Origin of the sequence: Roseomonas chloroacetimidivorans (assembly GCF_049629625.1) — a bacterium.
Lineage (GTDB): Bacteria > Pseudomonadota > Alphaproteobacteria > Acetobacterales > Acetobacteraceae > Roseomonas > Roseomonas chloroacetimidivorans.
In genome coordinates, this window is sequence record NZ_JBNBZS010000040.1 from 1 (window position 1) to 13,200 (window position 13,200).

A 13,200-nucleotide genomic window follows, 5' to 3' on the forward strand; every position below is an offset into this window, starting at 1 on the left:
CCAGCAGCGCGCGCACCTCCTGGGCCCCGGGCGACTTCCGATGCACCGGGCGGTACCAGCCCATCCGAAGCAGCTGGGCGATGCCGCGTGCATCCTTCCGATCGGTCTTCACCGTCATGGCCGAAAGCGCCGCCTTCACGTGGCGGGTTTCGAGCAGCACCGCCTCAAACCCCGCCTCGCTCAGCCCGGCATGGAGCCATTGCGACAAGGGACCGGCCTCCAGCCCGATCCGCGCCACCTCCAGGCCGAGGCCGCCAAACCAGGCGATCAGCGCCTCCGGCTCGCTCGCAACCTTGGCCTCGCGCACGATCTTGCCGCCGCCATCCACCACGCACACGCTGCTGTCTTTCAGCGATACGTCGATCCCGGCATAGTACTCCATGGCTGTCCCTCGATGATGCCTGGGGCCGACCCGTTCGGACCCCGTTCCACACACCATCACTCTGAGGGACAGCCGCCCTACCGCCCAAGCCCAGGCGGCCGGCCCATTACGGCATCTAGGTGTCTGGTTGTGAGACCTCCTTGGCATCCTCAGCGATGAGGCATGCGAGGGCGATGTCCTCTGGGCCGGCTCGACCTTCGGGTGTCTCAGGTTTGGGTCTGGCGAGCTTTCGTCGCGCCCGGAGGCGCTCCTTGACGACCTGGTCGGGCGTCCTGCCGTCGAGGACGCGCTGTCGGCGGGCATTATAGGCGGCGTTGAAGCCCCGGAGCAGCTGCTCGAGTTGGGCGTGGGACCAGATGGTGATGCCGAGCACCTCGCTGCCCACCCGGCCGTTGAACCTCTCCACCATGCCATTCGTCTGGGGCGAGTAGGGCCTTGTATGGCGGTACTCCGCGCCGAGCTCGGCGCAGACCCGGGCGAAGGCGGGTGTGAAGCAGCTGCCGTTGTCGGTCAGCACGTGGGTAAGGCGGAAGGGGAAGGCCTTGGCTGCCTCGCGCAGAAAGGCGATGGCGCTGCGCTCGGTCTCGTCATCCTTGACGGCCAGGTGGACGGAGCGGGACCGGCGGTCGATGGCGACATAGAGGTAGCGCTTGCGGCGCTCGCCGTTGGCGGTCTGCAGCTTCGGCAGGTGCTTGATGTCGATGTGAATGAAGCCGAGGTCGTAATCCCGGAAGGTGCCCTTGCCCCGGACGGGCCGGTCAGAGGTGGGAGGACGCCTGCGGCTCAGCCCCTCGGCGCGGAGGATCCGCCAGATGCTGTCGCGGTTCAGGTGCGGCAAGAAGTGGGTCACCACGAAGGTGAGGTCGTCGAGGGCGAAGTGGGTGCTCTCCCGCAGGGCGCAGACCACCGCGCGCTCCTCCTCGGTCGTCTTCCAGGGCAGCTTGTGCGGCCGGGCAGAATGATCCAGGCAGTCCGCAGGTCCTCGCTTGCGCCACTTGCGGATGGTCTCGCTGCTCACCCCGAAGCGGCGGGCCAGGACACCCGAGGGCTCGGAGGAGCGGGCGATCTCAGCCCGGACGGCGGGGGTGGTACGGGCATTGGGGTGGATCTGGAGCATGGCTCACCTTCCTCCCGGCACGGTGCCCTTCAGGCGCTCGAAGCGACCCGCATAGTCTACAATGGCCAGGCTCACCGGATCCCAACAATGTTCCGCGACCTGACAGCTAGGCTTCGGCACGCGGCTGCAACACCTGCTGGAGCGGGAGGGACGGAGGGACGCGCTGGGCCGCAGCTGCAGGCGAAGCTGTTCCCCGCTCACGGCCCGCGGCCGCGTGACCTGGAGGGCACTCCGGGTGGTGAGAAGAAAAGCCGGGGCTCGCCGTAAGCTGGCGTGAACACGGGCGCCCATCCGCGGCTCCGGCGCTGGCAACTGTCTTCGGAGCGCGCACCTGACGGGATTTCGTGATGGCTCGCTGGCAAGCAGCGGGCAATGCGGCAGCGCCTTGAGCCGCTGCTACGCCTCCTTGGCCTTCGGTCGATCTACCTGAGGAAGGCTCATCAGGGGCACTCGAGCAAGTGCGGGTCGGGCTGGGAACCGCGCGCCAACGCTGGGCGGTGGGTTGGACGGCAACCCCGCTATGCTGTGTCGGCGGGAGTGGCTGCCGATGCCGAGGAGGAGCGTGGCACCACCGTACACGACGTGCGCCGCGAGCGGGGTTAATACCAAGTCCCGGAGAGGGCGACTCCTCTGGGATTCCCTTGGTGTCGCTGATCTGATTCAACATGGCGATCCTGGGAGGTTCGCCATGCCCATTCCGCTCCGGGCTGATTTCGACGCGGCTGGTCTGCGATCTGCGGCCCGTCGGACGAGGGACGCAGCCCAGGCCCGCCGGCTGCTGGCCTTGGCTGCGGTCTACGACGGGGCACCCCGCAGCGAGGCGGCCCGGATCGGCGGGGTGACCCTACAGATCGTGCGGGACTGGGTGGTCCGGTTCAACGCCGAGGGGCCGGCCGGTTTGGTCGACCGCAAGGCGCCAGGCCAGCCGTCGCGCTTGAACGACACCCACCGGACGGCGCTGGCGGCGATGCTTGAGAGCGGCCCGACGCCGGCCATCCACGGCGTGGTGCGCTGGCGCCTGATCGATCTGTGCCAATGGCTCTGGGAGGAGTTCCAGGTCTCGGTGGCCAAGCAGACCTTGAGCCGAGAGCTGCGCGCCCTGGGCTGGCGCAAACTCTCCGCTCGGCCGCGCCATCACGCCCAGGCCGAGGGGGCGATCGCGCTTTTTAAAAGACCTTCCCCGCCGTCCTGGAGGAGGTCGCCCGCGAGAAGGGCGTCGATCCCGGCGCCGTAGAGGTCTGGTTCGCCGACGAGGCCAGGGTGGGCAGAAGAACAAACTCACCCGGCGCTGGGCCAGGCGCGGTACCCGGCCCGCGGCGCCACAGGATCAGCGCACCGCCTCGACCTACCTCTTCGGCGCGATCTGCCCAAAGGCGGGCAAGGGTGCGGCTCTGGTGCTGCCCCACTGCAACGTCGCCGCCATGACCCTGCACCTCGCCGAGATCGCAGCCGCGGTGGCGCCCAGTGCACATGCCGTGCTCCTGCTCGATCAAGCGGGATGGCACCTGTCCAAGCGGCTCGTCGTTCCGCCCAACATCACCCTCGTCCCGCTGCCGCCGAAGTGCCCTGAACTCAACCCGGTCGAAAACATCTGGCAGTTCATGCGCGAGAACTGGCTCTCGAACCGGATCTTTCGATCCTACGACGACATCGTCGACCATTGCTGCCACGCGTGGAACAAGCTCACCGACCAGCCCTGGCGCATCATGTCCATCGGAACGCGCGACTGGGCGCATGGGTCCTGATCAGCGGGACTTGGTATAAGCCCGCCGTGCTCGACGCAGTGGTCCGATGGGCGGCATCGCGGTTCGGGGAGGCTGGCGTGGGCGCCATCCCCTCGTTTCGCTGTCTGCCACATTGCGGTTCATGTGCATGGCCACGGCGGTGGCGGCTGTTTCACTCGGCTACCCGCTTACCGGGCGGATCTCGGGCGCGCCGTTCTGCTCGGGGCGGAACTGCTGGCGGCGGCAGACATCCTTGGAACGGCCGCAGCATCGCCCCCCTCGAGAACCTGGGTGCGCTGGGGCTGGTGGTTCTCATCCGAACCTTCCTGAGCGTCGAGATTGAGGGCACTTGGCCATGGCGTCGTCAAGCCCCGCGGCCCGGCACACCGGGGGAGCGTGCGACACTTCACTCCTGGATGGCGCGGGGACGCCGCTCAATTCGGCGCCGGGGAAGACTGCCGCATCTCTCTCGGGGCCCGACAACGTCAACTCGAATTGAGCACTCCTCTGCACCCAGCTGCTCCGCCGTGGAGCGGCGCACTAAGACCGGACCACGTGGAGGAGACCCCGAGACGGCCGGGGCGGGCTCCTCCGCTTCCATGGAATCGTCCTCCGGGCGCGCCGCCCGCCGCCTACGCAGTCAGTTTACGCTCACTCGGACTGTGCTTCGGACCGGCAAAGTCTCGCCCGGCACACGAGCTGCGAGGGTCGCAGTCCATGCGCCAGCCATGGGCAGTTGCGCATGTACTCGGTAGACACCGTTACCCTCGTCGACCGCAATCACCGGCGGCGGGTTGGAACCCTCGGTCATCGTCCAGGATGAAATCTTGTAGCCGGACATGAACATGTCGAAGCGGTGTTCGTAAACGGTGGCGCCACTCACCGGCTGGCCTTCCGGCAGCTTGACCAAGCGCACCCGAAGCTGGGCGTCGGGACCTCGTCGAACCTGGGAATCAAGGACTTCGAAGCGGTAGTTGTCCGCAGTTTTCTCGGTAGGTGAAGCACAGCCCGCGGCAACGATGGCAATCGCCATGGCGGCAGTGCGAAGCACGACATTTCGCATTGGCTACTCCAGACAGGTTCAGAGCTTGCCCCGGTATCGGGCGACCAAACGATGTGTGACCGTGCGATTCCTCATTGTTAGATGTCAGAAACATTGATCCTTCGTCCGCGTCAAGCGCGGAGCCGAACAGTCATCAACGGCTAAGCGCCTTCCTCTCCGGATTTCGAAGATGGCGCCGCCGACCTTGTCTCTCGATGAGTGCTGAATCGAGCGTGAACTTCGGAAAACCGTAGCGGCCAGAATGTACGGACGGGCCGAAGTTTAACATCGCTAGAAGGATTACAGGCTTACAACGATTTATTGCAGCGGCGGCCTGTTCGGACATAGGTGCGTTGACAAGATGCCAGTGCAGGACCCTAGTTTTTTCAACCCGAATCGCATGATCCCGCGCAGTCGGGGGTTCCAAAGATAGCAAGTATAGGAGAGTGCAATGTCTTTTGCCCGAGGCGTGGCGGTCGCAGCGGTTGTGGTGGCGGGATGGCTCTCGGCTTCGGCTGCGCAGGCGCAGAATGCCGTCGAGTTCATCCGCAACCAGAATGACCTGAACATCTTTGCTCGCATCATTGAGCGCAGCGGCTTGACCGAGCGTCTCTCTGGTCCTGGGCCCTTTGCCATCTATGCGCCGACTGACGGCGCGTTTAGGCAGCACCCGTATGCGCATCGGGAGGCAGTGGATCGCGCGCCGCAGCCCGAACTGCAGCGCCTGGTTCTCTCCCACGTGGCGCAGCATACGCGTGAGGAGAGCCTCGTGTCCGGTTCGGGGCCGCGTAGCGAACAGATGCTCTCGGGCGCCAACGTACGCTTTGAGCGTCAGATCCAGGAAGGCGGTGAAGGTGGAAGGTCCGGGGGGGTCACCATCAACGGCATCGGCGTTCTGGACAACAGCCGGGTGTCGAACGGCATCGTTCACCGCCTGAACGGGGTGCTTACCCTGAACTGACCGGCAGCCTGCCCCAATCCCCTCAACTACTGGCGGGTGCAGCAGGTCCGTTCAGGGCATCGGCTGCAGCCGCCAGCACGCATAACCTCATTTGCCCCACATCTGGCCAGAGCCCCGGTCTCGACAGCATCGGGGCGTGCCACTCCATGGGGAGGCGCGCCAGGGGAAGGCATACGTGTTGAAGCTAGCTCCCGCTGCATTACGGCACCTTGTGGCCCGATCCAGTCGGCCGTCGGTGCAGAGGCAGGTTGCGTGGACAGCAAGCGAATTTAAAACTTGCTTCCGTTGCCGGCCGACCCGATTACGGTATCTAGTTCGGCGGATTCAGGGCCACGGCGCGCAGCGCTTCGCTTCCTCTTGAGGTCTGGAGGGCAAGGAAGAGCGCGTCCGATACGATGACACCGCACCTAACCGGCTGGATGAAGATTCGGGCACCACATGCCGGAGTTGGTCTCCCCGGGAAGTGCGGTTGAAGAACCTCCGCTCCGTCCGTCGCAGCCGCCGGCAGATTGTGACAGAGATCCGCGAAGGAGCCCTGGCGCCGCCTAGAGGGATATCCCCTGGAGGCCGTGGTCTACTCCACCACCGAGCAGCGGCATAACTCCAAGGGAGCGGGCAACGGCTTCTTTGGAAACCGAAGCTGCGCATCCCGGACATCCATGAGAACCCCGGGGATCTGCAGCCCTTCGGTCACCCACTCGATACCCGCATGCCCAGCAACAGGTCATCGCGGCCATCCACAATGGCTATCGCTCGCTTAGGTTAAGCCATGAAGCCAATCCGCACCATCGCTCGATGGCTTATTGGAGCTGGGCGCCGGAGGAAGGCGCGCCGCGTGGCGCCTCGCTCTCGCGCGCGGATTCAGATGCAGTCTCGCTCGGCCCCTGATGCGCGCCGTGCCCATGGTGCATGAACAAGTGCATCAGAGGGCAGGCGAGTAGGAGAAGATACGGGAGTGCGCCAAGGGCGTGCTCGTAATGTTCACGGAGCACATAGAATGCGATGATCAGGCCGAAGCCGATCACGGTGATACCGCCCTTGCTGCGCCACCAGGACAATTGAGAAAGACCGTGCATCATGACGCTCCTTGCCTCGTCTTCCACGACCTTGGCGGGAGGCACGGCAAGCCGCCTTGACCTGGGTCAAACCTGGGTGGTGTTGCTCTACTGCGCCGTGCTCAGTGCCGTGCCCAGAGGCGGTCGCCGCCGGACGCGCCAAAGAGGACAACCTCGTAGGGTGTGCCCGGAATGTCCATTCCCGGCGAGGACGGCGGCATGCCAGGCGCGGCCAGTCCTTTGGCGCGCGGGCGTTCGGCGAGCAGACGGCGCACATCGGGAGCTGGAACATGCCCCTCGATCACGTAGCTCCCGATAGTGGCCGTGTGGCAGGACTGGAGAGCATCCGGCACGCCGTTGGCGGCCTTGACCGCCCGGAGATCGGCAATGTCATGCACGGTGGCCTCGAAGCCTGCGGCCCGCATGTGGCTGACCCAGCCCTCGCAGCAGCCGCAGCTCGGATCCTTCCACATCTCAAGCTTCAGCCTTTGGGCCGCTTTAGCCATGCCGACCGGCAGCATCGCCGCGGCCAGCGCCAATCGAAGGATGGATCGCCTGCTTCCCGGAATCAGAAGGAATGTTCCGCTCATCACATGCTTCCTTGCAAGGTTCGGCGTGTTCTAGCAGTCAGCGCTCGATGCTGCGCCTCTGCATCTCCGTCCGCTCGGTGTGGAGCGGCGTGGCTCTATGGTCCCTCGGCGATCTCGTCGAGAATGGGGCACTCTGGCCGATGGTCGCCATGGCAGGCCTCAGCCATCTTTTCCAGCGCCTCGCACATCTGGGTCATCTCGGCGATCTTGGCCCTGAGCTCGGCCACATGCTCGGTCGCAATCCGCTTCACGTCCGCGCTCGCCCGGTCCTCGTCCTGCCATAGGCCGATGAGCTGCTTGATGCGTTCGAGCGGAAGCCCAAGGTCGCGCGCTCTCCGGACGAAGCGCAGCGTGTTCACGTCCCTCGCCGAGTAGACGCGGTAACCGGTTTCAGTTCGAGCCGCTTTCGTGAGTAGGCCTATGCTTTCATAGTACCTGAGCATCTTCGCCGAGACGCCGGACGCCTTCGCTGTCTGTCCGATGTTCATGACGACCTCCACTGCAGGACTCGGGGCCCCGACAACGACAGGACCGTCGGTCCTCCCACGGTGGGAATGTCAAGCTCTGTCTGCAGGAGGTTCTTGCCGCCACACTTGGCCATTTAACGAGTGGGAGAGCTCTTGACCCTCCCATAGTGGGAAGCACCACCTTACGAGTCTTCTGACGGAAACACGGACTCGCGCCACGCGGGTCACAGCGGGGATCAAGGATGAGCGGGCAGCACTCCAGTCACGGGCACGCACATCATCATGGATCGGGCCACGGCCACGATCATCCGACCATGATCGCCGATGACGGTCGTGTCACCGATCCAGTCTGCGGGATGAAGGTGGATCCGGCCACTTCGACGCACCGGCTGGAGCATGGCGGGACGACGTTCCACTTCTGCTCCGCCGGTTGCCGGTCGAAGTTCGAGGCTGACCCCGAGAAATACCTCAGGCCCAAGACGGCAGCCCAAGCCGTCACGGCTCCCAAGGGCGCCATCTACACCTGCCCCATGCATCCCCAGATTCGGCAGCAGGAGCCGGGCAACTGCCCAATCTGCGGGATGGCGCTGGAGCCGCTGGAAGTGACGGCCGACGCCGCTCCGAACCACGAGCTGGCCGACATGACCCGGCGGTTCTGGATCGGGCTGGCGCTGACCGTGCCCGTGGTCATCCTGGAGATGGGCGCCCACATCCCCGGGCTTGGCCTGCACCAGCTAGTGTCGCCCAGGATGTCCGTCTGGATCCAATTCCTGTTGGGGACGCCGGTCGTGCTCTGGGCGGGATGGCCGTTCTTCGTTCGCGGCTGGCAGTCGGTGGTGAACCGCAGCCTGAACATGTTCAGCCTGATCGCCCTCGGGACCGGCGCCGCCTACCTCTACAGCCTGGTCGCGACCTTCGCGCCCAGCATTTTCCCCGAGGGCTTCCGGGGCATGGATGGCACGGTCGCCGTCTACTTCGAGGCGGCCGCGGTCATCACCGTGCTCGTGCTGCTCGGCCAGGTGCTGGAATTGCGTGCCCGGGAGCAGACTGGCGGCGCCATCCGCGCCCTGCTCAACATGGCGCCCAAGACCGCCCGGCGCCTCAAGGAGAACGGCGAGGATGAGGAGATCCCGCTGGCCGACGTCCAGGTCGGCGACCGGCTGCGGGTGCGGCCGGGCGAGAGCGTGCCGGTAGACGGCGAGATCCAGGAGGGGGGTGGTGCTGTGGACGAGTCCATGGTCACTGGCGAATCCCTGCCCGTGGAAAAGGCGCCCGGCTCCAAGGTCATCGGCGGCACGGTCAACGGCACCGGCTCGCTGGTCATGCGGGCGGACAAGGTCGGCTCCGACACCATGCTGTCGCGCATCGTGGCCATGGTCGCCGAGGCCCAGCGCAGCCGGGCGCCCATCCAGCGCATGGCCGACACCGTGTCCGGCTACTTCGTGCCCGCGGTCATCGCCATCGCGGCGGTCGCCTTCATCGCCTGGGCGGTCTGGGGACCGTCCCCCGCGCTCTCCTACGGGCTGATCGCCGCTGTCTCGGTGCTCATCATCGCCTGCCCCTGCGCGCTCGGCCTGGCGACCCCGATGTCGATCATGGTCGGCGTCGGCAAGGGGGCCGGAGCAGGCGTGCTCATCAAGTCGGCCGAGGCGCTCGAGCACATGGAGAAGGTGGACACCCTGGTCGTAGACAAGACCGGCACGCTGACCGAGGGCAAACCCAAGGTCGTGGCCGTGGTCCCGGCGCCGGGGCTGACCGAGGCCGAGGTTCTGCCGCTGGCCGCCAGCCTGGAGCGGTCGAGCGAGCACCCGCTTGCGGCCGCCGTCGTGACGGCGGCCAAGGAACGCGGCATGGCCTTCGGGGAACCGGCGGACTTCGCCTCCGTTACCGGCAAGGGCGTGACCGGCGCGGTGGACGGGCGCCGCGTCGCGCTTGGCAACGCACGGCTCATGCAGGAGCTCGGGGTGGAATTGGGTAACCTCGCGGCCAAGGCGGACGAGCTGCGGCGCGAGGGCGGCACGGCGCTTTTCCTTGCCGTGGACGGCAAACCGGGCGGCGTCGTCGCGGTGGCCGACCCCGTCAAGCAGACCACGCCCGCCGCGCTGCAAAGCCTTCGGGCCGACGGCATCCACATCATCATGCTGACGGGCGACAACCGCATCACTGCCGAGGCGGTCGCGCGGAAGCTCGGAATCGACGAATTCCAGGGCGACGTGCTGCCCGAGGATAAACACCGCATCGTCCGGGAGCTCCGCGCCAAGGGGAAAGTCGTCGCCATGGCGGGCGACGGTGTAAACGACGCTCCGGCGCTTGCCGAGGCTGACGTGGGCATCGCCATGGGAACAGGCACTGACGTAGCGATGCAGAGTGCGGGCGTGACGCTGGTGAAGGGCGACCTCGCGGGCATCGCGCGGGCGCGGGCGTTGAGCCGGGCGACCATGCGCAACATCCGGCAGAACCTGTTCCTCGCCTTCGTCTACAACGTGCTGGGCGTTCCGCTCGCGGCAGGTGTGCTCTACTCTTTCCTGGGCCTCCTGCTCAGCCCAATTGTCGCCGCGTTGGCCATGGCTTTGAGTTCCGTCTCGGTGATCGGCAATGCGCTGCGACTGCGGACAGTGCGCCTTTGAAGCCAGCGCCTTGAGGGATGGGGACGGTCACGTCCCCATCCCAGCCGTTTCAGTGGCGGTGAGCGCCGCCACCGGACGAGGTGCCGCCTTGCGGCTGCATCTGGCTACACTGCGCCATCATCGCCTGCATGTCGGGGGACATCGTCGCCCCGCGGCGCGCATCCGTCTGCATCTGCGAGCAGTGGGCCATCATGTCTTGCATGCTCATGCCCGACATGTTGTGCCCCTGCATGCCGGACATGCCCTGCATGTTGGAATGGTTCATGCCGGGCATGCTCGAGTGGCCCATGCCCTGCATGCCACCGCCGGGCGGTGCGGCGGTCTGAACCGCGGGCTGCAGAGACATTTGGGGTGCCGGGGGAGCTGAGGCCTGCGGCGTCGCACCCTGCGGTGCGCAGGCAGCTGCCGAGAGCACCAAGCCGAGGCCCACGACGAAGCGTGCGGTCCAGTTGCGATGAGAAGCGGCGATCATGCTTCCTCCTTTTTCCGAGCCGCGCCGAACCGGGCTGGCCAGCAGAACAGAGCTCCCGTGTTCGGCGGGATGCCTCCACCGGCGGCAGACCTGGACTGGTCGGCACGCGCGGGTTGGTCCGTCGGCGAGCCACGTTCGTGGCGCTCCGTCGGCGCGAAGCGTGGCAGTAGTCTACACTCCCCGGTCCGTGCCGTCGCCGCCTGGGGCAGGGTCATTTCTTACGTTTTATTGCGGCGTGCCGGACACGATTGATGATGGTGACGCCAGCGTGGATATCAGAGGCAGGGATTCGTTGCCTGGCCGGTCGTCCGAGTAGGACGGCCCGAATACGCATGTCTGCACGCGGGCGTGCCTGTGACCACGGAAGTTGGAGAGGAGTTCTTGGAAATGGCTGAGGTTTCGCTGTTGCAGCGCAAGTTGCTGGCCGTTGTCGTCGCTGCCGACACCGCATCCGCTGTTCCGGGCGCTACCCCGGCCGGGACGAGAGGCGGGCGGGGGTTGCCGCTCGAGCTTCAACTGGCGGCGGAGCAGGAGTCGGTGGGCACCGGGTGCTCCGGATCAGTGCGTTGACTGAGCGGTCCGGCACCGGCGGACCGCACGCCCTTTCGCCGGTTGAGTTGCCTCCCATGTCCGGAGAAGGACGGCACATCCTGGTCGTCGAGGATGACGAGGAACTGCGCAAGCTCCTGCTCTCCCTGCTCCGCCGCAGCGGTTTCCGCGCGAGCGGCGCCCGGGACGGGGTGGAGATGCGCCGCCTCCTCTGCTCCGCGCAGGTCGATCTCGTTCTGCTCGACGTTATGCTGCCCGGCCGGTCTGGGTTCGAACTGTGCCGGGAGGTTCGGGCCGGGGGACGTGTGCCGGTCATCATTCTCACGGCGCTCCGAGAGGCAACGGACCGCGTCGTGGGGCTGGAGCTCGGCGCGGACGACTTCGTCGTGAAGCCCGCCGACCCTGCGGAGTTGATCGCCCGCATCCGAGCCGTCCTCCGGCGCGTGGGCGCCCTCGAGAGCGGCTTGCCGGGCGAGGCTCGCGAAGTGGCCCACTTCGCCGGTTGGTCGCTGGATACCCGGCGGCGCGAGCTGCTGCGACCGGACGGCGTCGCGGTCGAGCTGACCAGCGGCGAGTACGACCTCCTACTCGCCTTCATCGAGCGGCCGCAGCGCATCCTGACGCGCGACCAGCTCCTGGATCTCGCGCGCAACCGCCCTTATGGCGGACTGGACCGTTCGATGGACGTCCAGGTCAGTCGGTTGCGCGCCAAGCTCGGGCCGCGTCCCCATGAGGATGGCGAGCCAGGTCTAATCAAGACGGTGCGGGGTGTCGGCTACATGCTCTCGGCCACGGTGGCGTGGTCCGGTTGAGCCGCCTCCTCCCCCAGTCCCTTGCCGCTCGCACCCTGGCGGCGCTCACTATTGGCTTCGCCATACTGTTCGCGGCCATGGTCGGCCTGCATGACATCATGCTGCGGCGGGCGGTGGAGCGCGGGACCGAGGAGTTGCTGGCCCAGCGGCTGGCTACCCTGATGGATGCGGTGTCCGCTGCTCCCGAGGCCGACCGGGACCGGGTGGCCCATGCGCTGTCGCGGCCGGACCTTGAGGTCCACTGGCGCCGTTACCCGGCGCCGACCCCCGAGCATCCCTCAGGTGCGGAATGGCCGAAGGTCGCGGCCCGGACGAAGGAGCTGAGCAGTCTCGCGGGAGAGGTGCGTGTCCACCCCGGCCGCCGCGACACCGCGTCGAACCGCATCATCGGCATCGGTGCCGTGGTGCGCCTCGCGGACGGCTCATGGCTCGAAGTCGAGCTGGCCTCGTTCAACGTGCTGTCCGCCGAACAGCGCATGCTGCATGCCTATGCCGCCGCCATCGGCCTCGCCTTGCTCCTGGCGGTCGGCTTCGCCGTTCACTCGGTCTCCGCGCCGGTCGCTGCCCTGGCGAAGTCCGTGTCGCGCCTGGATCTGGAGAAGGACCCCCCGGCGCTTTCGGCTTCAGGGCCGCGCGAGGTACGCCAACTCGCTGATGCGCTGGATGAAATGGCAGCCCGCACACGCGACGCCTTCCGCCAACGGACCCTGGCGCTGGGTGCGCTCTCGCATGACCTCATGTCGCCGATTGCCCGGCTGCGGCTGCGGACGGAAGATATCCCGGAGGAGGTTGGGGACCCGATCCGCCGTGATTTGGCCGAGATGGAGACCATGGTCGCCGATGTCCTCGCCTATCTGCGGGGGGGGCATGCTGGCGAAGCCATCCGGCCGCTCGCGGTCACGGCTCTCGTTCGCACCGTGGCGGACGAGTTCACCGACGCCGGAACGCCGGTCGAGGAGGGGCGGATGGATGATGAGGCGGTCATCTCCGGGCGCCGCGTGGCCATCAAGCGCGCCGTGACGAACCTGCTCGCAAACGCCATCCGGCACGGGCGTGATCCGTGGGTGGAGGTCCAGGCTCTCCCTGATGCGGTGCTGGTCCGCGTCGGCGACCGTGGGCTCGGCATCCCGTCGGAGGACGTGCCGCGGGTGACCGAACCCTTCTTCAGGGGCGATCGGGCGCGAACGGCGGGAGGCGGCAGCGGCCTCGGCCTCTCGACGGCTCGGGCCATCGTTGAAGGCCACGGCGGACACCTCTGGATCGAAAGCGCGCCGGGGCGGGGAACCGTGGTGTCCCTCCGGCTTCCCCGCACGCCGCAGAACCCCGACGGTGGCACCCCGGGGAACAAGACGATGTGATCCGGAGGCCGCCCGGTCGCCGCGTCGGGTGCCAGGGCCAGACG

The 13,200-nt window shown here is 66.8% G+C and carries 12 protein-coding genes and 1 pseudogene; 6 read left to right on the top strand and 7 right to left on the bottom strand.

The window, feature by feature from the left end; genetic code table 11:
• Positions 1–382: IS110 family transposase (locus ACO1BU_RS23655; RefSeq protein ID WP_424138432.1), on the bottom strand; the 382-nt coding region annotated here is incomplete at its 3' end.
• Between the two features lie 115 nt (positions 383–497).
• A complete protein-coding gene (locus ACO1BU_RS23660) occupies positions 498–1,499 on the bottom strand; it encodes a DDE-type integrase/transposase/recombinase (protein WP_424138433.1) in 1,002 nt (333 codons plus the stop codon).
• Between the two features lie 688 nt (positions 1,500–2,187).
• Between ACO1BU_RS23660 and ACO1BU_RS23665 the strand changes: the two are divergent.
• Positions 2,188–3,244, top strand: a pseudogene (locus ACO1BU_RS23665) (IS630 family transposase).
• A 123-nt stretch (positions 3,245–3,367) separates the two neighbouring features.
• A complete protein-coding gene (locus tag ACO1BU_RS23670) occupies positions 3,368–3,553 on the top strand; it encodes a DUF1622 domain-containing protein (RefSeq protein WP_424138434.1) in 186 nt (61 codons plus the stop codon).
• A 310-nt stretch (positions 3,554–3,863) separates the two neighbouring features.
• On the opposite strand, the gene ACO1BU_RS23675 is transcribed toward ACO1BU_RS23670, so the two are convergent.
• On the bottom strand, positions 3,864–4,256 hold the full coding sequence (locus ACO1BU_RS23675; protein WP_424138435.1) for a FixH family protein: 393 nt from the start codon (positions 4,254–4,256) through the stop codon (positions 3,864–3,866).
• A 478-nt stretch (positions 4,257–4,734) separates the two neighbouring features.
• Between ACO1BU_RS23675 and ACO1BU_RS23680 the strand changes: the two genes are divergently transcribed.
• Positions 4,735–5,226, top strand: a complete 492-nt coding sequence (locus ACO1BU_RS23680) for a fasciclin domain-containing protein (protein ID WP_424138436.1) — start codon at positions 4,735–4,737, stop codon at positions 5,224–5,226.
• An 800-nt stretch (positions 5,227–6,026) separates the two neighbouring features.
• On the opposite strand, the gene ACO1BU_RS23685 is transcribed toward ACO1BU_RS23680, so the two are convergent.
• From ACO1BU_RS23685 to cueR, 3 genes are all read right to left on the bottom strand, one after another.
• Positions 6,027–6,302, bottom strand: a complete 276-nt coding sequence (locus ACO1BU_RS23685) for a DUF2933 domain-containing protein (RefSeq protein WP_424138437.1) — start codon at positions 6,300–6,302, stop codon at positions 6,027–6,029.
• A 101-nt stretch (positions 6,303–6,403) separates the two neighbouring features.
• A complete protein-coding gene (locus ACO1BU_RS23690; RefSeq protein WP_424138438.1) occupies positions 6,404–6,871 on the bottom strand; it encodes a DUF411 domain-containing protein in 468 nt (155 codons plus the stop codon).
• Positions 6,872–6,966: 95 nt separating this feature from the next.
• On the bottom strand, positions 6,967–7,359 hold the full coding sequence (gene cueR, locus ACO1BU_RS23695) for a Cu(I)-responsive transcriptional regulator (protein ID WP_424138439.1): 393 nt from the start codon (positions 7,357–7,359) through the stop codon (positions 6,967–6,969).
• 293 nt (positions 7,360–7,652) lie between these two features.
• Between cueR and ACO1BU_RS23700 the strand changes: the two genes are divergently transcribed.
• Positions 7,653–9,965 (top strand): heavy metal translocating P-type ATPase, encoded by a 2,313-nt coding sequence (locus tag ACO1BU_RS23700; RefSeq protein ID WP_424138440.1) that lies wholly within the window; start codon positions 7,653–7,655, stop codon positions 9,963–9,965.
• A 49-nt stretch (positions 9,966–10,014) separates the two neighbouring features.
• Here ACO1BU_RS23700 and ACO1BU_RS23705 read toward each other — a convergent pair whose 3' ends face one another.
• Positions 10,015–10,437: a hypothetical protein gene (locus ACO1BU_RS23705; RefSeq protein WP_424138441.1), complete on the bottom strand. Its 423-nt coding sequence runs from the start codon at positions 10,435–10,437 to the stop codon at positions 10,015–10,017.
• Positions 10,438–11,063: 626 nt separating this feature from the next.
• Between ACO1BU_RS23705 and ACO1BU_RS23710 the strand changes: the two genes are divergently transcribed.
• Both ACO1BU_RS23710 and ACO1BU_RS23715 read left to right on the top strand, forming a co-directional pair.
• A complete protein-coding gene (locus ACO1BU_RS23710; protein WP_424138442.1) occupies positions 11,064–11,798 on the top strand; it encodes a response regulator in 735 nt (244 codons plus the stop codon).
• Positions 11,786–13,156: a sensor histidine kinase gene (locus tag ACO1BU_RS23715; protein WP_424138443.1), complete on the top strand. Its 1,371-nt coding sequence runs from the start codon at positions 11,786–11,788 to the stop codon at positions 13,154–13,156. The genes ACO1BU_RS23710 and ACO1BU_RS23715 overlap by 13 nt, the downstream gene beginning before the upstream one ends.
• Positions 13,157–13,200 lie beyond the last annotated feature (44 nt).

Excerpts from the sequence above, each read along its gene's own strand:
- ACO1BU_RS23660 (WP_424138433.1), bottom strand. The coding sequence starts at position 1,499 with ATGCTCCAGATCCACCCCAATGCCCGTACCACCCCCGCCGTCCGGGCT.
- ACO1BU_RS23675 (WP_424138435.1), bottom strand. The coding sequence starts at position 4,256 with ATGGCGATTGCCATCGTTGCCGCGGGCTGTGCTTCACCTACCGAGAAA.
- ACO1BU_RS23685 (WP_424138437.1), bottom strand. The coding sequence starts at position 6,302 with ATGCACGGTCTTTCTCAATTGTCCTGGTGGCGCAGCAAGGGCGGTATC.
- ACO1BU_RS23690 (WP_424138438.1), bottom strand. The coding sequence starts at position 6,871 with ATGAGCGGAACATTCCTTCTGATTCCGGGAAGCAGGCGATCCATCCTT.
- cueR (WP_424138439.1), bottom strand. The coding sequence starts at position 7,359 with ATGAACATCGGACAGACAGCGAAGGCGTCCGGCGTCTCGGCGAAGATG.
- ACO1BU_RS23700 (WP_424138440.1), top strand. The coding sequence starts at position 7,653 with ATGATCGCCGATGACGGTCGTGTCACCGATCCAGTCTGCGGGATGAAG.
- ACO1BU_RS23705 (WP_424138441.1), bottom strand. The coding sequence starts at position 10,437 with ATGATCGCCGCTTCTCATCGCAACTGGACCGCACGCTTCGTCGTGGGC.
- ACO1BU_RS23710 (WP_424138442.1), top strand. The coding sequence starts at position 11,064 with ATGTCCGGAGAAGGACGGCACATCCTGGTCGTCGAGGATGACGAGGAA.